At 67.0% G+C, this 21,602-nt stretch carries 10 protein-coding genes; 6 read left to right on the forward strand and 4 right to left on the reverse strand.

Translation table 11 applies throughout. The features are described from left to right. The first annotated feature begins 242 nt into the window (after positions 1-242). From AC1DXS_RS04640 to AC1DXS_RS04655, 4 genes are all read left to right on the forward strand, one after another. Positions 243-743, forward strand: coding sequence for a hypothetical protein (locus tag AC1DXS_RS04640; protein WP_477736400.1), 501 nt, complete (start codon positions 243-245; stop codon positions 741-743). Between the two features lie 89 nt (positions 744-832). Further along, on the forward strand, positions 833-3,478 hold the full coding sequence (locus tag AC1DXS_RS04645; protein ID WP_477736401.1) for a beta strand repeat-containing protein: 2,646 nt from the start codon (positions 833-835) through the stop codon (positions 3,476-3,478). Positions 3,479-3,592: 114 nt separating this feature from the next. Continuing rightward, a complete protein-coding gene (locus tag AC1DXS_RS04650) occupies positions 3,593-9,634 on the forward strand; it encodes an SdrD B-like domain-containing protein (RefSeq protein WP_477736402.1) in 6,042 nt (2,013 codons plus the stop codon). Then, on the forward strand, positions 9,631-12,363 hold the full coding sequence (locus AC1DXS_RS04655; protein ID WP_477736403.1) for an SdrD B-like domain-containing protein: 2,733 nt from the start codon (positions 9,631-9,633) through the stop codon (positions 12,361-12,363). Before AC1DXS_RS04650 ends, AC1DXS_RS04655 begins: the two co-directional genes overlap by 4 nt. Positions 12,364-12,387: 24 nt before the next feature. Here AC1DXS_RS04655 and AC1DXS_RS04660 read toward each other — a convergent pair whose 3' ends face one another. From AC1DXS_RS04660 to AC1DXS_RS04675, 4 genes are all read right to left on the reverse strand, one after another. Further along, the gene (locus AC1DXS_RS04660; RefSeq protein WP_477736404.1) at positions 12,388-12,723 is read right to left on the reverse strand and encodes a hypothetical protein; all 336 of its coding nucleotides are present in this window, start codon (positions 12,721-12,723) and stop codon (positions 12,388-12,390) included. Positions 12,724-12,769: 46 nt separating this feature from the next. Then, positions 12,770-14,065 (reverse strand): flavin monoamine oxidase family protein, encoded by a 1,296-nt coding sequence (locus AC1DXS_RS04665; protein WP_477736405.1) that lies wholly within the window; start codon positions 14,063-14,065, stop codon positions 12,770-12,772. A 795-nt stretch (positions 14,066-14,860) separates the two neighbouring features. After that, positions 14,861-16,546, reverse strand: a complete 1,686-nt coding sequence (locus AC1DXS_RS04670; RefSeq protein ID WP_477736406.1) for a phospholipase D family protein — start codon at positions 16,544-16,546, stop codon at positions 14,861-14,863. A gap of 137 nt (positions 16,547-16,683) precedes the next feature. Further along, the gene (locus AC1DXS_RS04675) at positions 16,684-18,615 is read right to left on the reverse strand and encodes an ABC-F family ATP-binding cassette domain-containing protein (RefSeq protein ID WP_477736407.1); all 1,932 of its coding nucleotides are present in this window, start codon (positions 18,613-18,615) and stop codon (positions 16,684-16,686) included. 186 nt (positions 18,616-18,801) lie between these two features. Here AC1DXS_RS04675 and AC1DXS_RS04680 point away from each other — a divergent pair, with 186 nt between their 5' ends. Both AC1DXS_RS04680 and AC1DXS_RS04685 read left to right on the forward strand, forming a co-directional pair. After that, a complete protein-coding gene (locus AC1DXS_RS04680; RefSeq protein WP_477736408.1) occupies positions 18,802-19,281 on the forward strand; it encodes a (2Fe-2S)-binding protein in 480 nt (159 codons plus the stop codon). After that, positions 19,278-21,590, forward strand: coding sequence for a xanthine dehydrogenase family protein molybdopterin-binding subunit (locus tag AC1DXS_RS04685; protein WP_477736409.1), 2,313 nt, complete (start codon positions 19,278-19,280; stop codon positions 21,588-21,590). The genes AC1DXS_RS04680 and AC1DXS_RS04685 overlap by 4 nt, the downstream gene beginning before the upstream one ends. The last annotated feature ends 12 nt before the right edge of the window (positions 21,591-21,602 follow it).

Genomic DNA, 21,602 nt, shown 5'->3' on the forward strand with positions numbered 1-21,602 from the left:
AATACGGCGGCGGAAAAAATACAATAAGTCACAGAAGCCCGCCCAGTTCGCTTCGGATTTGCGCGGTTTCTCACGGAAATCGGGGTTTCCAGTTTGTTTTTTGGTGATTCGTGAAGTAGTCGAGCCCCAAAAGAGCAATCCGTAACATAAAGTTACGTCCAGGGTCTGAAAACGCTTACAGGCCATACCCCGCCGCCAATGGCGTTGTTGCCCGCCGACTTGTAACGAAAAGGATGTAAACCATGAATGCAGTTCTGAAATTTTGTATTTTTGCCGCCAGCCTCGCCATGGGGCAGGTGGTTCTGGCGCAAGCCGCGCCGGTGACATCCCAACTGCTGGCGCAACGCGTCGAGATGGTGGCCGGCAAGCCCGTGCTCAAGCCTGCCGGCGACGGCAAGCCGGGTGACGTCCTGCAATACAGCGCCACCTATCGCAACACCGGCACTGCCGCCGCAGGCAAGCTGCAGGCCACCGTGCCTGTGCCCCCTGGCACCACCTTCATCGCCGCCAGCGAACTGCCGGCGCAAGCCCAGGCTTCCACGGACGGCAGCACTTTTGCTCCCATGCCCCTGACCCGCACGGTCAAGCAGGCCGACGGAAGCATGCGCAAAGAGCCTGTGCCCCTGGCCGACTACCGCGCGCTGCGCTGGGAAATCGGCAGCCTGCCTGCGGGCGCCACCACGGTGGTCAGCCTGCGCGTGAGCATCGATTCGCCGGCCATCGTTTCGGCCGCCAAGCCCTGATGGCGGCCGGATCCATCCGCCGCGCAGGTCCCAGTTTCTGTTAGTTGTCTGTCGATTCACCGTTGTCTTGTAGCCAGGAGAAATACGCCATGTATGCCAACCCCTCGAGTCCGCGGCCCTTAGGGCTGCCGCACTTCTTCACCCACTGGATTGTGGGTTTGTTCGTTGCCTTCGCGCTGGTGATGGCCGGCACGGCGGCGCACGCCGCGCCGCCTCCCGCCGGCACGTCGATCAGCAACCAGGCCTCGGCTACGTACTCGGATGCATCGGGCATCACGCGAACGGTGACCTCCAACGTGGTGCAGACCACGGTGCAGCAGATCGCCAGCCTGACGCTGACCGCCAACGGCGCGCAGAACGCGACGCCTGGCAGCGTGGTGTATTACCCGCATACCCTGACCAACACGGGTAACGGCACGGACACCTTCAACCTGACCGCCGCCAACTCGGGGGGCACCTTCTCGATGGCGAGCGTGCAGATATTCGCCGACAACGGCAGCGGTACGCCCACCGGCCCCGCCATCACCTCGACCGGCGCACTCGCCGCGGGCGGCCAGTTCAAGTACATCGTGGTTGCAACGCTTCCTGGCACGGCCACGGCAGCGCAAACCAACACCATCGCGGTGGCCGCCATCAGCGTGTTCGACAACACCAAGACCCAGTCCAACACCGACACGACCACGGCCACGACGAATGCAGTGGTGACGCTGACCAAGTCGGCCAGCGTGTCCAGCGGCGCGGCCGGCACGGCCATCACCTATACCCTGACCTATACGAACACCGGTAACAGCACGGCCACCGCCGTGGCGATCACCGACGTTCTGCCGGCAGGCCTGACCTACACCGCGGGCTCCGCACGCTGGAGCGTCACCGGCGCCACCGCCCTGAGCGACAGCGGCGGCACCAGCGGCTCCGCACCCAACACCCTGACTTCGGGCTACACCCTGGCCAGCAAGACCCTGCTGGTCACGCTGAACCAGGTGACGGCCGGTCAGTCGGGCACCATCAGCTTCGGCGTGACCGTTGCTGGCGGCACTGCCCCTGGCGTGCTGAACAACACCGCAACGACCTCCTACAACAACGGCGCCGCCACGGTGACCGGCAGCTCCAACACCGTGCCTTTCACGGTGCTGCAGACCGCCAGCGTTTCGCTGACCGGCGCCACGGTCGCCGGCCCGGCTGCCCCCGGCTCGACGGTGAGCTTCACCAACACGGTGACCAACACCGGCAACGGCTCCGACACCTTCAACATGACGCTGAGCGCCGGCAACTTCCCGGCCGGCACGACCTTCCAGCTGTTCAAGAGCGACGGCGTCACGCCGCTGGTCGACACCAACAGCGACGGCACGGTTGACACCGGTCCGCTGGCCGCAGGCGCCACGTACAACGTGATCCTCAAGGCCACCTTGCCGCCCAACGCGACGAATGTCGGCGCGCCGTTCATCATCGCCAAGACGGCCACTTCCGTGTTCGACCCGACCAAGACGGCCAGCGCGAACGACCAGCTGACCGCCGTGTCTCCCGCAGCGGTTGACGTCACCAACAACCTGCCGACCGCGGTAGGTGTCCCCGGCGTGGGCGTGTTCGCCAACGGCGAAGGCGCAGCACAGGTCACCAACTCGCTGAACCCCGGCGCTTCGACCACCTTCACCATCGTGGCCAACAACACCGGCACTTCGCCTGACAGCTACAACCTGGGCGCCAGCACGGTCAACACCTTCGCCAGCGTGACGCTGCCGGCCGGCTGGACGGTCAGCTTCCGTGCCGACGGCGGCGCGGGCAACTGCTCGACCACCGGCGCGACCATCACCAACACCGGCTCCGTGGCCGCCGGCGGCAACGTCGTCGTCTGCGCGGTGGTCGGTGTGCCGGCCGGTTTCGCGGCGGGCACCACGCAGCTGTATTTCCGCACGCTGTCGCCTACGTCGAATGCATCGGATACCTTGCATGACGCAGTGATCGTGAACGCCGTGCGCTCCATCACCCTGACGCCCAACGGCGCCGGCCAGACCTACCCAGGCGGCTCCTACGTCTACAGCCACACCCTGACCAACACCGGCAACGTGCTGGAAGGCAACGGCACGGTCAGCACGGTAACCCTGGCCGGCAGCAACAACCAGGCCGGCTGGACTTCCGCGCTCTACTACGATGCCAACGCCAACGGCGTGCTCGACGCGACCGACCCGCAGATCAGCGGTGCCCTGAGTGCTGCCGGCGTCCTGCCTGCAGGCCTGGCTCCCGGCGCATCGATCACCGTGTTCAACAAGGTGATCGCACCGAGCGGTGCAACGCCCGGCGCTGTGGACGCCACGACCATCACGGTCACCACCAGCAATGGCAGCTATGTGACGACGGTTCCTGCCGTGGCCACCGCCGTTGACAGCACCACCGTCATCGCCGGAAACCTGACGCTGACCAAGGCGCAATCGCTGGACACCGCCTGCGCCGGCCCCAACGGCGGCACGGTCTACGCGGCAGCAACGCTGAGCGCACGTCCCAACCAGTGCGTGCTGTACCAGATCACGGTGACCAATGTGGGATCCGCGAACGCCACCTCCGTCGTCGTGTCCGATGCGACGCCGAGCTACACCGCCCTGAGCAGCGCCGCTGCGACCACGGTGGGCACCGTCACCGGCCCCTCCGCGGGAGCCGCCGGCACCGTCACCGCGACGATCGGCACCCTGACTCCCAGTCAGTCGGCTGTCGTGACTTTCGGTGTGCGCATCAACCCCTAACCCGGGACTGACTTTCAGCGCGGGAAGCGAAAGCTTCCCCGCTTTTCAAAGGGCACGACCGCGTGCCCTTCGGAAAGCGACGCCCTGCCGCAACCCACCCTCCACCCAGCACACATGCTTTTTCGCCCGCTGCGCACACTGCTGATTTCCTGCATGTTGCTGCTCTTCTGGGCAGCCGCACAGGCAGCGCCGACCCCGGCCGGGACGGTGATCAGCAACACGGCCAGCGCGACTTTCATCGACGCCACGACGGGCTTGCCGGTGCGCATCAATTCCAACACCGTGAACACCACGGTGGCGGCGCTGGAAGCGCTGACGCTGAACGCCAGCCAGAACCTCTTGATCGGCGTCGGCTCCTCCTTCACCATCAGCCACAACCTGGCCAACACCGGCAACGTCGTCACCAACTACCTGGTCACGGCCAGCGTGTCCGGCGGCAGCTTCACACCGCTGAACCTGCAGGTGGTGCTGGACGTCAACGGCAACGGCCTGGTCGATGCCGGCGAGCCCGTGGTTCCCGCCGGCGGCGTGGTGCCGGTGGCCGTGGGTGCCACCGCGGGCCTCCTGATCACCGGCCAGATTCCGCCCGGCGCGGTGCCCGGCCAGACCGCGCAGCTCAGCCTGAGCGCGGTCAGCCAGCTGCAGGGCGCCACGGCCACCAACACGGACACCCTCAACCTGACCAACGGCGCGGCCGTGCAGGTCAGCTACGCCGCTTCGACGGCCACCGCGACCCAGAGCGTGGCGCTCACCTTCACCGCCAGGGCCATCAACAACGGCAACATGGCGGCCAGCCCCGCCAACGTGACCGTCAACGGCGCGCCCGCCGCGCTGTTCATCCTGCGCGCACCGGTGCCGGTGAACACGGTTTTCACCTCGGCCCAGCCCGCCACCAATCCCGGCGCGCAGACCCTGTACCACCTGGCGGGCGCCGCGGCCGGCAGCTACGTCACCGCGGTGCCGGCCGGCGCCGTGGTGGATGCCGTGGCCTGGGCCGTCGCCGCCTTGCCGCAGGGCGGTCTGTTCCTCGGGCAGTTCAGCGTCATGGTGAACTCCAACGCCGCCGGCACCGTGAGCGGCGCTGCCTATGCCGACTGGACCGACGCCGCCGCGCCGCTGACCACCGCCAGCAACACCGTGGTGCTACCGCTGCCTGCGCACACGGCAAGCATCCAGTTCTATACCAGCAACACTTATACGGCGCACGCCAGCCAGAGCGTTCCCGGCAACGCACTGTTTGTGCAGGCTGACGCGTCCATCTGCAATGCCGACCCCAACACGATAGGCACGGTGCCCATCACCATCGTGAGCCAGCTCACCGGTGATTCGGAAACCTACACCGCCGTGGAAACCGGGCCCAACACCGGCGTGTTCCGCATCCTGCCCAGCGTTCCCACCGCGAACGCGGCCTCGCACATTGTGGCCTCGGGCGACGGCATCCTCGAGGTGCTGCGCAACGATACCGTGACCGCCACCATCACGACCTGCGGCGGCATAACGGTGTCGGTCTCCACCACGCTGCTGGTCGACCCTTCGGGCACCGTTTACAACTCGGCCACCAACCAGCCCGTCGCCGGCGTCACGGTGCAGCTGATTGACGTCCTCGGTGCGGGCAACGGCGGCAACCCCGGCGGCCCGGCCGTGGTGTTCCTGATGGACGGCGTCACGCCGGCGCCCAGCGTCGTGGTGACGGCGGCCGATGGTTTTTATGAATTCCCGCTGGTGCCCAACAGTCACTATCGACTGGTGATTACCCCGCCGGCTGGCTTTTCTTTTCCTTCGCGGGTGCCTGCGGCGTTGCAGCCGGCCGGCCGGGTGATCGACACGCCGGGTTCTTATGGCGGCAATTTTCTGGTGGCGCTGGCGCCGGTGCATTTCGACGTGCCCCTGGACCCCGGCGCCACCACGGGCGGCCTGTTCATCCAGAAAACCGCCAACAAGAAAACGGCGGAGATCGGCGATTTCGTCGACTATTCCATCAAGCTCAACAACGTCTCGGCGGCGCCGCTGCCGGCCGCCGTGGTCAGCGACAGCTTGCCGGCCGGCTTTGCCTATGTGCGCGGCACCGCGCGGCTTAACGGCGCGGCGCTGGCCGATCCCGCCGGCGGCGCCGGCCCCAGCCTGCAATTCGCCGTGGGCACGATCGCGGCCGGCGCGCAGCCCGTGCTGACCTACCGCGTGCGCGTGGGCGCGGGCAGCCAGAGCGGCAATGGCATCAACACGGCCCAGGCCGCCAGCGGCGCGGTGCGCTCCAACAGCTCCAGCGTGCGCGTGCAGGTGGTGGGCGGCGTGTTCTCCAACAAGGCTTATGTGTTCGGCAAGGTGTTCGCCGACTGCAGCCGCGACGGCGTGCAGGACGCCGGCGAGCCGGGCATTCCGGGCGTGCGCATCTACCTCGAAGACGGCACCTATGCCGTGACCGACGAAGAAGGCAAGTACAGCTTCTACGGCCTGGAGCCGCGCACCCATGTGGCCAAGGTCGACAACATCACGCTGCCCGCCGGCGCCACGCTCGCCGTGCTGAACAACCGCAACGCTTTTGACGCCGGCAGCCGCTTCGTGGACCTCATCAACGGCGAGCTGCACAAGGCCGATTTCGCCATCGCCGAATGCACACCGGGCGTGCGGGAGCAGATTGCAGCCCGCCGCAAGGCGCTGGGCAACGCGTCGGAAATCACGCAGGCCGCCGGCACGCTGCTGCAAGCCAACCGCGGGGCCGTCGCGGCCGACAGCCGCACGTTGCCGGCCAGCGGCGCCATGGGCTTGCCGGGCGCACAGCAAAACAATGGCGGCAGCAATGCCGCAGCACCAGCCCCCCTGCCAGGCACCTTGGGCGCCGTGGGCGACACGGGCGGCCCCACAGCACCCAACGCCCGCTTGCCCAAGCCCATCTACACGCCCGCCAGCGTGGAGCCGGCCAAGCCTGCCGCGCCCGCCGAGGCCGCTGCAGCCGAACAAGCGCTGCAGCCACTGGAAGACCTGCTGCCGGAGCTGAACGCCGAAACCGCTTTTGTCGGCCTGGTGGATGAACAACTCCTGCCGGCCGCACAGACCCGGGTCCGCGTGAAAGGCCCGCTGGGCGCGCGTTTCGAACTCACCGTCAACGGCCAGCCCGTACCCGCGACGCAAGTCGGCAAGAAGAGCAGCCTTGAGAAGAACAAGGTCCTGGCCTGGGAATACATTGGCGTGGACCTGAAGCCCGGCCGTAACACGCTGGCCGTGCGCGCCCTCGACGGCTTCGGCAACGCCCGCGGCACGGCGCAGATCACGCTGCGTGTGCCCGGCGTGCTGGCCAAGATCGAAATCGCCGCACCCGCGCAGTTGATCGCCGACGGCGCCACCGCCGTGCCCGTCACCATTTCCCTGCGCGACGCGCAAGGCCTGCCCGTCGCCGTGCGCACCCAGGTCACGCTGCAGGCCAGCCAGGGCCTGTGGCAGACGCCCGACCTGGACGCGCGCCAGCCCGGCACCCAGGTGTTTGTCGAAGGCGGTGAGGGCCGCTTCCTGCTGCTGCCGCCGGCCCAGCCCGGCAAGGCCGAACTCACCATCACCAGCGGCACCGTCAAGTCCGTGTCGGCCATCGAGTTCATGCCCAACCTGCGGCCCATGATTGCCGCCGGCATCGTGGAGGGCACGATCAACCTGCGCAGCCTGAACCCCTCGGCGCTGCAGCCCGCGCAAAGCGGCGATGTGTTCGAGCGTCAGATCCAGAGCGCCTCGCGCAGCTTCTCCGGCGGCAAGGGCGAGGCCGCCGCGCGCACCGCGCTGTTCCTCAAGGGCAAGGTCCTGGGCTCCTCGCTGCTGACGCTGGCCTACGATTCCGACAAGCCGTCGGACACGGCGCTGTTCCGCGACATCCAGCCCGGCCAGTTCTACCCGGTGTACGGCGACTCCTCGGCACGCGGCTTTGACGCACAGTCCACCGGCAAGCTGTATGTGATGCTGCAAAACGGCAGCAACTACGCGCTGCTGGGCGACTACTCGACGCAGACCGACAACCAGGCGCGCCAGCTCACGCAGTACTCGCGCGCGCTGAACGGCGTGAAGGGCCGCTACCAGGACGGCGCGGTCACCGTGGAAGGCTTTGCCAGCCGCACCGCGACCACGCAGCTGGTGCAGGAATTCCGCGCCAACGGCACCTCCGGCCCCTTCCTGCTGAACATCAACGGCGTGGTCAACAGCCAGCAGGTCAACATCCTCACACGCAGCCGCAGCCAGGCCTCGGTCATCGTCAACGACACGCCGCTCACGCAGTTCACCGACTACGAAATCGAGCCCATGAGCGGGCGCCTGCTGCTCAAGGCGCCGGTGCCCAGCGTGGACACCGACCTCAACCCCATCTTCGTGCGGGTGAGCTATTCGGTTGACTCCGGCGGCGCCAAGCACACGGTCGCCGGCGCAGAAGCCCGCCTGGATGTCACGCCCGCCGTGACGCTGGGTGCCTCTACGCTGCGCGACACCGACCCGGCCAACCGCCAGAACCTGGACGGCCTCAATGTGACGGCCAGGCTCGGCGAGAAGACGGTGGCCACCGGTGAAATCGCGCGCAGCAGCACCGACCTGCAGGGCAGCGGTTCGGGCCAGCGCGCCGAGATCCGCCACGAGGACCAGGCGTTGCAGGCGCGCGTCTGGGGCGCCAAGACCAGCGCCGGTTTCTACAACCCCAACAGCGTGCAGTCGGCGGGCCAGTCCGAATACGGCGCCAAGATCGGCTACGCGGTCGACGGCAAAAACCGCGTGGTCGGCGAAGCGCTGCGCACCGCCAACAGCGTGACCGGTGCGTCGCAGACCGGCGCCGAGCTCAAGCTGGAGCACAGCATGGACGGCAACATCAAGGTGGAAGTCGGGGTGCGTTACAGCGCCGCCAATGCCGCCGCGGCGCTGTCCGGCCCGGCCCTGCCGGGCTCCACCGTGCCGATCGTTCCCTCGCCCGCGGCGCTGGCGGCCGGCCCCTCCGAAGAAGTCGGCACCACCACCGCGCGCGTCAAGGTGACGGTGCCCGTGCCCGACGTGCCGCAGGCCGACGTCTACGGCCTGGCCGAGTACGCCATCGACGGCAGCGGCGGCCGCGAAGTCGGTGTCGGCGGCAACTACGCCATCAACTCCACGACGCGTCTGTATGCACGCCACGACTTCATCAACAGCCTCAAGAGCATCTACACGCTCAACGCCTCGACCTCGCAGTACACCACCGTCGCCGGCATCAACACCGAGCTGACCGACAGCACGCAGCTGTTCAACGAATACCGCATGGGCGACAGCATCAACGGCCGCACCAGCGAAGCCGCCTTGGGCCTGCGCCGGCTCTGGCGCCTGGACAACGGCGTCGGCCTGACGGCCAGCGTGCAGCGCATCAAGCCGATTTCGGGTGTGGTCGTCGACGACTCCAGCGCCGTGACGCTGGGCGCCGACTACACCGCCGCCGCCACCTGGAAGGCTTCGGGCCAGCTGCAGTGGCAGACCTCGACCAACTCGAGCAGCTGGCTGCTCACCGGCGCGCTGGCCAACAAGCTGGACGACAGCTGGACGCTGCTCAACCGCGGCCTCTACAGTGAGCAGTCCAACCTGGGCGCCGGCGGCGGCAAGCGCGAGCTCATCACCGCGCAGTCCGGCGTGGCCTACCGTCCCGTGGACAGCGACAAGTGGAATGCGCTGGGCCGTATCGAGTACAAAAAAGATTCCGACAGCACCCTGGGCCCGGGCCTCAGCCGCGACGAGTCCGGCCTGATCCTCTCCACCCACCTCAATGTGCAGCCCAACCGCCACTGGACCATGAGCGGGCGCTACGCCGCCAAGTGGGGCAGCGACCGTTCCAGCGGCATCAGCAGCCGCTCCTTCACGCAGCTGATTGGCGGACGCTCCACCTGGGACCTGACCGAGCGCTGGGACCTCAGCCTGCAGGCCTATCGCATGTGGGGCAACGGCGCCGCCGAAACCGCGGCGGGCGTGGAAGTCGGCTACCTCGCCTGGAAAAACATGTGGGTGTCCGTGGGCTACAACTTCAAGGGCTTCAAGGCCGCCGACATGGCCGGCGAGGCCTATACCCAGCGCGGCCTCTATCTGCGTGTACGCTTCAAGTTTGACGAGAACGTGTTCGGCGAGCCTTCCGGCGCGGCCACGGCGTCTCCCGCCCGCACTGCGACCCCCCAACAATGATTTTTTCTCACCGCTTCGCTTCAAGCACTGCGCGCAGCCTGGCGCGGGCCACATGGGCCGGCGCCTTGCTGCTGGCCGCGCCCTGGGCGATGGCGCAGACCACCTTCAATTACACCGGCGCCTTGCAGACCTACACCGTGCCTGCGGGCGCGGGCGGCGTGATCATCCAGGCCAACGGCGCGGGCGGCGGCAGCGGCGGCAATGACTTGAACGGCGACGGCGGTGCCGGCGGCGCGGGCGCGCGGGCCACCGGTACTTACTACATCGCCCCCGGCACTGTCCTCAACATCGCGGTCGGGCAGGGCGGGCGGCCCGGCAATACCTCGCAGGGCGCCTTCACCTGCACCAACGCGGCCGGCGCGGGCGGCCTGGCGGGCGGCGCGCCCGGCTGGGCCGGCGGCTCCGGCGGCAACCCGGGCTGCAGCGGCTGGTCCGGCGGCGGCGCCGGCGGCGGTGCTGCCAGCGTGGTGGCCACGGCCGCCAATGCCCGGCTGATCGTCGCCGGCGGCGGCGGTGGCGGCCAGGGTGGCGCGCTTCAGATAGCGGGCCGAGCCGGGCTCCCTGCGACCACGACGGTCGGCACCTTGCAGGGCGCGGCGGGCGGCACCGGCGCGACACGCACCGGTGACGGTGCCGGCGGCGGCGGCGGCGGCGCCGGGTGTGCGGCCGGTGTGGGCGGCGCGGAACTGGTGGACAACGCCGCCACCAACAACACCGCCCAGGCCACGGGCGGCGGCTCCTGCCGTGACACGGTGCTGGTTTCGGCCTTCAGCGTGACCGCCTCGCTGGGCGGCGCGGGCGGTGCTACCGTCGCCGGCACGGCGCCGGCCAGCGGCAATCCCGGCGGCAACGGCTCCGTGACCATCACACCCATCTATCCCACGCTGACCGTCACCAAATCCCAGCCCAGCCCGGCGCTGCAGGTGGGCATCAACAGCGTCTACAGCCTCACGGTGGCGACCACCACCACGACGCCGGCCTTCGTGGCACGCGTGGTGGACCAGTTGCCCGTCAACATGGCATATGTCAGCAGCAGCGGCACCGGCTGGACCTGCTCGACCGCGGCCAACGCCGGCGGCACACTGGTGACCTGTGATTTTGTCGGCACCATCGCCGCCAGCGGCGGCACCTCGGTGCTGCAGATCACCGCCAGGCCGACCAGCAACATCACGGTCACCAACTACACCGCCGTGGACCCGGCCGGCGGCACCAGCCCGCCGACCTCGACCACCTGCACGGCCGCCAACACACCGAGCGCCGGTTGCGCCGCGCCCGTGGTCAGCACGGTGGCCCTGGGCTTCGGCGGCAACGTGTACAGCGATCCCAACCATAACGGCAACCTGGACGCGGGCGAGGCTGGCATAGGTGGGGCGACCGCCCTGTGGGTCAAGCTGGTGCCGCGCTCGGGCAGCACCTGCAACGGCCCGGCCACGGTGGCGGCCTCGGTCAATCTCAGCACCGGCGCCTACAGCTTTACCAACATACAGCAGGGCAACTATTGCCTGGTCGTGGACGGCAACTCCACCCTGAGCGACATCACGGCGGCCTACCCGGCCGGCTTTATCGGCACGCAAAACCCGACCGGCATCATCCAGTTCAGCATCGTGGGCGCGCCGCCCGTCCCGCAGAACTTCGGCCTGTACAACGGCAGCACGCTGAGCGGCAATGTGTTCGCCGACAACGGCGCGGGCGCCACCACGGCCAACAACGGCGTGAAGGCCGGCACCGAGCCGGGCCTGGCCGGCATCACCGTCAACGCCATGCAGGGCGCGACCACGCTGGACAGTGAGCCCACGGCCAGCGACGGCAGCTTCATCCTGTGGATCCCCGGGGCCACCAGCGGCACCGTGACCCTCACGCCCGTGCTGCCGGCCGGCTACACCGCCACCGGCGGCTCGGCCGGCACAACGGGCGGCACGTACACCCGCCCCAGCGTGAGCTACACCGCAGGCTCGGGCCTGGCGCGCACCGGTATCAGCTTCGGCATGGTGGCGCCCAACACCCTGAGCCCCAACGGCGCGCAGACCGCCCAGCCCGGCACCGTGGTGTTCTACGCGCACACTTACAAAGCCGCCACCGGCGGGTCGGTCGCCTTCTCGATAGCGAACACTGCCACGCCTGCGAGCCCCGCCTGGAACCAGGTGCTCTACCAGGACAGCAATTGCAACGCGGCGGTGGAGGCCAGCGAGACGCAGCCTGCCGCCACCATCACCGTCACCGCGGGGCAGACCATCTGCCTGGTCGTCAAGCAGTTCGTGCCCGCGGGCGCCGGCCAGGGTGCGCAGAACAGCGTCACGCTGAGCGCGGCCTTCACTTACACCAACTCCGCGCCGGCCCTGGCTGTCACTACCCTGCTGGCCACCGACGTCACCACGGTGGGCCAGGCAGGGGACCTGTCGCTGTCCAAGCTGGTGAGCAACGTGACCCAGGCCATTGCCGCGGCCACCAGCGTGAACGCCAATCCGGGCGACACGCTGCAGTACACGCTGACGGCGACCAACAACGGCACGCAGCCGCTGTCCACGCTGTTCGTGAGCGACTCCACCGCGGCCTTCACAGGCTTTGTGTCGGCCGCCTGCCCGGGCTCGCTGCCCACGGGCATCACCAGCTGCACGGTGACGACGCAGCCGGCGGTCAATGCCCAGGGGGCGCTGAAGTGGACCTTCACCGGCTCGCTGGCTTCAGGCGGCCAGCTGGTCGTGACTTACCGCGTCAAAGTCGACCAGTAAACCCGGCGCGAGCCGGGCCTTCGTTCACAACCCGCGCACCACGCCGGTTGCGCGCAGGGCCGTCACCCAGGTATCGGGCAGCTCGGCGGCGGAATGGCCTGTGGGAAAAGAGAAGTAGCCGTCCGTGTCGTTGTGGTCCAGGCGGAACCAGAAAGCGTCGTTGCGCTTGAACGAGATGTAGGTGACAAACACATTGCCGTCCTCGGCGAACTTCTGTTCGTTGCCGTCCATATAGCTGGTGGGCACGCCAAGGTGGATATGGTCCGTCTGGTTGTTGGCCGGGAAGAAACTGTTGGCTTGGGCCGGGACGCTATAGCCGGCATTGCGCAGCGTCTGTTTGGAAACTTGCAGGTAACGCATGGTGATCTCCTGTGGGGGTTGAAAAAAAGGATGCCGTCCGCGCGGCTCAGGCCAGCACGGCGTCGGCCGCGCGCACGCCTTCGAAATAGGCGGCCTGCAAGGTGCCGTAGCACTGCAGGTTGGTGGCCTCGCCCGCGAAGTGCAGCTTGCCCAGGGGCACACCCAGGTCGCTGCGGGCCTTGAGGGGGACCGGGTCGCTGGGGCCGCCGCCTATGAACGCGGTATAGGAATACGCACCCAGGGCGTTGGGCTCGTCGCTCCAGTTGGTGATGGCCTTGCCGTTGGTGAAGTACACGCCGTCAAAAGCGGACTGGATGCCGGCCTTGAAGAGCGCGAACACGTCCTTGTCCTCCATGGCGTCCAGTGCCGAGGCAAAGTCTCCGGCCGCATGCGCCATCAGCACGTCGGGGGCATGGGGCAGGCGGTAACACTGCCAGACACCCTCAGGCTCCGCTTCGATCAGGTAGTAGTTGGTGCCGGGCACGATGCCGGCGGGATCGGTACGGAGTTTCAGGGCGAGCTTTTTGTAGGAGCCCAGCCGCAAGGCCTTGAGCGCATTGGTGTAGGCGGCGGGCAGGGCCGGCTCGAAGGTGATGGCGCCGCTGCCCAGCACCGATACCGGCACGGTGACGATGCAGGCATCAACCGCCAGCGTGCTGCCCGACGTGCCCAGGGTCAGGGTGATGCCGCTGCCGCCGTGGGCAATCGATGTGACGCGGGTGTCGAAATGCGCGTGGTAACGGTCCTCGTACAGGGTAGGCAGGAGCTGGCCGTAGGCCGCGACCAGGGTGCCCACGCCGCGCTTGACGAACAGGTTCTCCGCACCGTCGCCCGCAACTTCCCGCGCGCGGTCCGCCGCCAGGTATTGCCATGTCTCGGCTGATTCCGTGAACGGCCCATAGGGGGAGGTGGCATGGCCGAACATTTCCACCTGGGTGTCAAAGCGGGGTTTGGCGGCCACCACGACATTGGGCTGGGTTTTGGCAACCCTGTAGGACGCGCGTATGCCGTCAACGACGGCCTGCACCTCGGGGTCGGTGGTATCGACGTTCTTCCAGGTGCCGTCCTCGTCCACGCGCAGTTCGTAGGAAGCGTTCTCCGCGACGGTCTCAAAGCGGAGGTCTTTCGCGATTTCGGTCAGCGGGTTGGTGGTCGGGTCCTGGATGTATTGCGCTCCCATGTCGAAGGCAAACCCCGGGATGGAAGTGCTGTCGGTCCGGGCGCGGCCGCCGTAGCCGCCGCGGGCCTCCAGCAAGTGAACTTCGCTGACGTCGCCGTCCCCAAGCAGGGTATGTGCTGCGGCGATACCCGCCAGGCCCCCGCCGACAATGGCTACTTTCATGCGCTTGTCCTTTCGTCTTCCCTCGGCGCGAAAGACGTTTCGCGCAGCGTGGACCTTGACTCTAGGCAGCTACCCGCGCGATGGCGATTACAGGGGATTACAGCGCTGGTTGGCCGGGTCTTGCGCCGGCGGGCGCGCCCCTTGTTGAGACTTGTTGGCCGGGGGTTGCCCGGCGGCAACTCACTTTTCTTTTGCTTCGCCAAAAGAAAAGTAAGCAAAAGAAAAGGCGACCCTGGTGTCTGCGTCCCTTCGCTTCGCTACGGGCAGCCTGTGGTGCTCGGTCCAGACGGGGTCAAAAACAACTCGCTTCGCTCAAACACGTTTTTGCCCTGATCCGTCTGGACCTGCGCTCCTCGGCGCATACACAAGGGGCCCGGATACCGAACAGCCAAACAGCCGAAGACAAAACCCTGAAGACCTGAAATCACAAGGACACGCCACGGCGTGTCCTTGTTTGTCTTGGTTTGTTCTTTGGTATTTGTCTTCGGTATTGGTTTTGGTATTTCGGACTTCCCCGTCCTGGCTGGGCCGAGGAGCGCAGAGACAAGCGGATCAGGGCAAAAACGTGTTTGAGCGAAGCGAGTTGTTTTTGACCCCGCTTGGCTCGAGCACCGCAGGTTGCCCGTAGCGAAGCGCAGGGACCCAGACTGCGGGTCGCCTTTTCTTTGCTTACGTTCTTTTGGCGAAGCAAAAGAAAGTAAGTCGCCCGCCGGGGCGAGACCCGGCCAGCAGAACTAAGAAGAGGAAAGAGGAGGATGAGAAGGAAAAGCGCGCAAGGCCGGAGCAAGACCCCGGCTAAAGCATCTCTTCCGGCGCAAAGGGCCCGATCAGCTTGAGCATCAACTTCAGGCCCAGGCTCGCATCGGGCTCCACCCGGGAGTCCTTGAGTTGCGAGCTCTGCGGCGCGCGCCAGACCAGCTGGCCTTCATCCAGCTCCACGCGGTAGGCGCCGCCGGCCAGCGTGGGTTCGATCAGCCGCGTGGCTTCGGCCGAGATGGCGCGGTTGCGGATGATGATGGCGACTTCGCTGTTCTGCAGCTGGGAGCGCAGGTCCAGGTTCATGGAGCCGACCACCAGCAACCGGTCGTCCATCACCACCACCTTGGAATGCAGGCTGGCGCGCGAGCCGCCGGTGGACCCGCCGGTAGAACCACCGCCCAGCGCCGATGAGCCGAAGCTGGAAAAGGAGCCCTCCTGTTCGGCGCGCATTTCATAGAGCTCTATGCCCATGTCGAGCAAGGCCCTTCGGTAGCGCGCGTAGCCGACGTGGGCGGCCGGCGCGTCGTTGGAGGCCAGCGAGTTGGTGAGCACGCGCACGCGTACGCCGCGCTGGCGCAGTTCGGCGAACTGCTTCATCATGCGCTCGCCGGGCACGAAGTAGGGCGAGACGATGAGCAGGTTGCCCTTGGCCTGCGACATCAGCTGCAGCAGGCCGTCGACCGTGGTGTCCTGGGACTCGCCGGTGGTGTCGGCGTCGGCGGCGATTTTGGACGGTTTGTCGACCAGCAGGACGGAGGGTGCCCAGGTCCAGGTCAACAGGCGCAGGTCGGCGGAGTCGGGCAGCGCGGCGGCGGATGCGGCGGAGGCATTCGATTCGGCGATGGCGGCTTGCGTGGCGCTGGCCAGCGTCGCCGGATCTTCCCGGTTGAGGTTGGCGGACTGGGCGCCGGCGGGCGGCGGCTTGAGGGCCTCTATCTCCTTGGCGGTCATCAGCGACTGCACCGGGTAGGCCAGCGGGTTGTTCCAGTACTGGTCAAAGCTCGCGGACAGGTCGCGCGCGATGCGGCCGGCGGCGATCACGTCGATGTCCACAAAATTCGTGCCCTTGCTCTGGCCGAAGTAGGTCTCGCCCAGGTTGCGCCCGCCGGTAATGGCGACGGCGTTGTCGGCCACAAACATCTTGTTGTGCATGCGCCGCTGCATGCGCGCGGCGTCCTTGAGGTTGCTCAAAATGCGCATCACCATGGAGCCGCGCCCGCCGGGCAAGGGGTTGAACAACCGCAGCTCGAAATTTTTCTCGAAGGCGAGCTTGAGCACCTGGGCGTTCTTGCCAGAGGTGTTGAAGTCGTCCAGCAGGATGCGTATGCGCACGCCGCGGCCGGCGGCCTCGCGCAAGGCCTCGAACATGCGCTCGGTGGTGTCGTCGGCAAAGATGGCGTAGTACTGGATGTCCAGGGTTTTCTGCGCGGCCTTGATCAGGGTCATGCGGCTGCTGAAGGCCAGCTCGGCATCGCCCACCAGCGCAAAGCCCGAATCGTTGCGCGTGCCGGCCTTGGCGGCGCGGGCCGCCACCAGTGCGCCCAGCCGGGTTTCAGCGGGGTTGGCGAGGGCGGTCGTCACCGGCCTGTCGACCTCGCTGGGCAAGGAAGCGCAGCCGGTCAGCCACGCAACCGTGAAAGCCAACCCAAGTGCGGAGAGCAAACGGCGCAAAGCCGAGGAGGAAAAGCGGACGTTGGGAAGGGCGATGGAAGCGGTCGGCATGGTGCAGACCACTTTAGCGTAAGGAGATGTATTTGATGCCGCGTCCGCCTGCGCTGGCGCCGACTCTTTTTGTAGGAGCCCGGCTTGACTGCGCAAGCCGGGCGGGAAGCAAGGCAACTTTTGTAGAAAGCAGGCGCTTACGACGACAAGGCTTCCCAGCGTTGCAGTGCGTCCATCAGCTCTTCCTCAATCTTGCTGTTGCGCGCGTTGAGTTCAGCGGCGCGCTTGGCATTCGTGCTGTAGAGCGTGCCGTCGTAAAGCTCTTGCTCGATCGCTTTTTGCTGCGACTCCAGCTGCTGGATCAGCGCCGGCAGGCCGTCGAGCTCGCGCTGCTCTTTGTAGCTGAGCTTCTTTTTGGCGGGGGGCGCTTCGCCCGCATCCTTTTTGGGCTCGCTGCTGCTTTTTCCGGCGGGCTTGGGGCTGGAAGCGCCGGGGCCGGGCCTGGCGTTGCCGGTGATCTGCGCGGCGCGTTTGGACTGGGTGATCCAGTCGGTCACGCCGCCTTCGTATTCGCGCCAGAAACCGGGGTTCTCGGGCGTACCTTCATAGGCGATGGTGCTGGTGACCACGTTGTCCAGGAAGCGCCTGTCGTGGCTGACCAGGAAGACCGTGCCTTCGTAGTTCTGCAGCAGGTCTTCCAGCAGCTCCAGGGTATCGATGTCCAGGTCGTTGGTCGGCTCGTCGAGCACCAGCACATTGGCCGGCCGGGCGAACAGGCGCGCCAGCAGCAGGCGGTTGCGTTCGCCGCCCGAGAGGGTACGCACCGGCGAATTGGCGCGCGCGGGCGAGAACAAAAAGTCGGTCAGGTAGCTCTTGACGTGTTTTTTGGCGCCGTTGATCTCCACCCATTCGCTGCCGGGACTGATGAAGTCTTCCAGCGTGGCGTCCAGGTCCAGGCTGTCGCGCATCTGGTCGAAATAGGCCACCTGCAGGTTGGCGCCCTGGCGCACCTTGCCGGGTGGTGTGGTCGCGTCGGGCTGCAACTCGCCCAGGATGAGCTTGAGCAACGTGGTCTTGCCGGCGCCGTTGGGGCCCAGCAGGCCGATCTTGTCGCCGCGCAGCAGGGTGCCGGTGAATTTGTTGACGATGATTCTTTCGCTGCCGGGGTGGCCGAAGCTTTTGCTCACGTTGGTGAGCTCGGCGACGATCTTGCCGCTTCGCTCGCCGCTGGAGACATCGAGGTTGACGCGGCCGACGGCGTCGCGCCGGGCCGCGCGGTTGGCGCGCAGGGCTTCGAGGCGGCCTATGCGGGCTACGCTGCGCGTGCGGCGCGCTTCCACGCCCTTGCGGATCCAGACTTCTTCCTGCGCCAGCAGCTTGTCGGCCTTGGCGTTGATGACGGCCTCTTGCGCCATCTGCTCTTCTTTTTGCACCAGGTACTGGGCGAAGTTGCCGGGGTAGCTGTTCAGCTTGCCGCGGTCCAGCTCGACGATGACGGTGGCGACCTGGTCCAGGAAAGCCCGGTCGTGGGTGATGGTGATGATGCTGCCGTTGAAATTGACCAGCAGTTCCTCCAGCCAGGCGATGGAATCCAGGTCCAGGTGGTTGGTGGGCTCGTCGAGCAGCAGCACGTCGGGCTTGGCAACCAGCGCCTGGGCCAGCGCCACGCGTTTTTTGGTGCCGCCCGAAAGCGAGCCGACGATGGCATCCTTGTCCAGGTGCAGGCGGTGCAAGGTTTCCTCGACGCGCTGCTCCCAGGTCCAGCCGTCCAGCGCCTCGATTTCGGACTGCAGTGCGTCCAGGTCGGTGTTCTCGTCGGCCGCCAGATATTGCTCCACCACATGGCGGGTGCGCGCCAGGCCCGCGCTGGCCGCGATGAACACGGTGGCGTGGGGGTCCAGGCTGGGCTCCTGCGGCACGTAGGCGATGCGAAGGTTGTTTTGCAGCTGCAGCGTGCCGTCATCGGGTTTTTCGAGGCCGGCGAGGATTTTGAGCAGGGACGACTTGCCGGTGCCGTTGCGGCCTATCAGGCCTATGCGCTGGTTGCTCTCAAGGGAAAAATCTGCGTGATCCAGCAGTGCGACGTGCCCAAAAGCGAGTTGGGCGTCCAGGAGGGTAATTAGTGCCATATAAGAGACGGATTATCCGTCCCCACGCAAAGACAGCCCTCGCCGGGGCGGATTCGACAGGTGAATACAAGTTCTTACGGCTGGCGCCCATGTCGGTGTGGCATTGCCGCCCTATCGCCTGCCCGGGCTCGCCGATATAGTCGTCGGAGTCGTCGGCTTGGACGACGGATCGCGGAGGGAGATTTCGTGGAACTGCAAATCAACGGCCGGCTCGTCCAGGCCGAGGCCGATCCCGGCATGCCCCTGTTGTGGCTGCTACGCGACGTGCTGAACATGACCGGCACCAAGTTCGGCTGCGGCGTGGCGGCCTGCGGCGCCTGCACCGTGCGGGTCGATGGGCAGGCGGTGCGTTCCTGCTCGGTGCCGGTGTCCGCCGTGCTGGGCAAGCGCATCCAGACCATAGAAGCGCTGGGCACGCCGGATAAACCTCACGCCCTGCAACTGGCCTGGATCGCCGAGCAGGTGCCGCAATGCGGCTACTGCCAGTCCGGCATGCTGATGGCGGCAGCCGCACTGCTGGACAAAACCCCCAAGCCGACGGACGCCGACATCGACGCGGCCATGACCAATATCTGCCGCTGCGGCACCTACCAGCGCATCCGCGCGGCCATCAAACGGGCGGCCGGAATGGCGCCTGCCGGCGTGGCCAAAAGGACGAAGGCATGAAGCGGCGGGCCTGGCTGTTTAGCGCTGCGGGCGCGGCTGGCGCACTGCTGGTCGGTTGGGGCATGCTGCCGGCACGATCCCGCCTGGGCAGCGCGTCCCATCCCTGGCCCGCGGGCGCGGAACCTGACCTCACGGGCGTGGTGTTCAATGGCTGGATCAAGATACGGGCCGACGGCAGTGTGGTGCTGGCCATGCCGCGCAGTGAAATGGGGCAGGGCGTGCACACCGCGCTGGCCATGCTGGTGGCCGAGGAGCTGGATGTGCCGCTGGCGCGGGTCAGCCTGGAGCAGGCCGGCTCCGATGCGATTTACGGCAATGTCGCCATGCTGGTCGGCAGCCTGCCCTTCCATCCGCTGGAGGTGGACGACTATGCGGCGCAAGGCGCTCCGCGGGTGCGCCCCACCAAGGTCAGGCTCGGCGAATGGATGGTGGGCAAGCTGGCCCGCGAGTTGGGCATTAACGCCACGGGCGCGTCGTCCAGCGTGGCCGACGCCTGGGAGGTGCTGCGCACGGCCGCTGCGACCGCCCGCGCTTCGCTGCTGGGGGCGGCGTCGCTGGACTGGAAGCTGCCGGTGGATGAGCTCAGTGTCAGCAAGGGCGTGATTTCCCATCCCTCCGGGCCCTCCGCCCACTACGGCGAGCTGGCGAAATTCGCCGCCGCAACACCGCCAGGCGAAGTGCAGCTGAAAAACCGCAAGGACTGGATTCTGATAGGGCGCAAGGCCCCACGCCCGGATCTGCCTGCCAAGGTTAATGGCACGGCGGTCTTCGGGCTGGACGTGCGGTTGCCGGGCATGCTGTATGCGGCGGTCCGACTGTGCCCTATGCTGGGCGGCTCGGCCGGCGCCATTCATACAGAGGTTGCGCTGGCCGCGCCCGGGGTGGAGCGCCTTGTGCGCCTGCCCGCGTATGCGGGCTCCACTGCCGGGTTTGCCGTGGTGGGTAAAACCTGGTGGCAGACGCAGCAGGCAGCCCTGGCGGTGCCGGTGGACTGGCAGCAGCGCCCGGCCGGCGGGCTGGACAGCGGCGAGATCGGCAAGGCGCTGCAAGCCGCGCTGGATCGCGAAGCGGGTTCCACCTTTTATGAAAAGGGCGAAGTCGATAAGGCCGAAGCGGCCGCAAGCCGCAAGGTCGAGGCCTTGTACAGCGCGCCCTACCTGGCCCATGCCACGCTGGAGCCCATGAACTGCACCGCGCAGCTCAAGGACGGCAAGGTCTGGCTGTGGGTGCCCACCCAGGTGCCGCAAATGGCGGTGGCAGTTGCCGCCCGTGTGGCGCGCGTCGCGCTTGAGGACGTCCATATCACCGTGACTTTGCTGGGCGGCGGCTTTGGGCGCCGGCTGGAGGTCGATTGTGTGGCCCAGGCCGTGCGTGTGGCCCTGGAGTGCGGCGGCCGGCCGGTCCAGCTGATCTGGTCGCGCGAGGAGGACACCACCCATGACTTCTACCGGCCCATGCAGCGGGCCAGGCTCAGCGCCTCGCTGGACGCGGCCGGCAAGGTCGGCGGCCTGCGGATCTGCTCGGCGGGCGATGCGATCACCCCGCGCTGGCTGGAGCGCAACCTGCCGTCGCTGGCCGCGCCCGTGGAAACGCCCGATAAAAGCGCGGCCGAGGGCTTGTTCGACCTGCCCTACGGCTTTGCCAGCCAGAAGATCTCGCACGTGGCGACGCACTCCGGCGTGCCTGTGGGTTACTGGCGCTCGGTGGGGCATTCCCACAATGCTTTTTTCTCGGAAAGCTTTATGGACGAGCTGGCCCTGGACGCGAAGCAGGACCCGCTGGCCTTCAGGCGCTCTCTATTAGAAGAAGCGCCCCGGCACCTGGCCGTGCTGGACCTGGCCGCCGCCAAGGCGGGCTGGGGCACGCCGCTGCCCGCCGGACGGGCCCGCGGCCTGGCCCTGCACGAATCCTTCGGAACCATCGTGGCGCAGGTGGTGGAGGTGTCTTTGCAAAATGGGGAGCCGCGTGTGCACCGAGTGGTTTGCGCCATTGATTGCGGCACGGTGGTCCACCCTGGCATCGTTGCGCAGCAGATGGAGGGTTCCGTCGTGTTTGCCTTGAGCGCGGCGCTGTATGGACGCATAGATATAGAAGACGGCGTGGTGAAGCAAAAGAACTTCCCCCAATACGCCATGCTGGGCCTGGCCCAGGCGCCCATCGTGGAGACCTATCTTGTTCCCAGTGAAAGAGCGCCGAGTGGTGCAGGCGAGCCGGGTGTTCCACCACTGGCGCCGGCACTCGCAAATGCACTGTTTTCATTGACAGGAAAGCGGCTCCGCTCATTGCCGCTGTCCCTGAACGAAGCCTGATCTGAAAAGTTT

The organism is Polaromonas sp. P3_B1, from assembly GCF_056402935.1.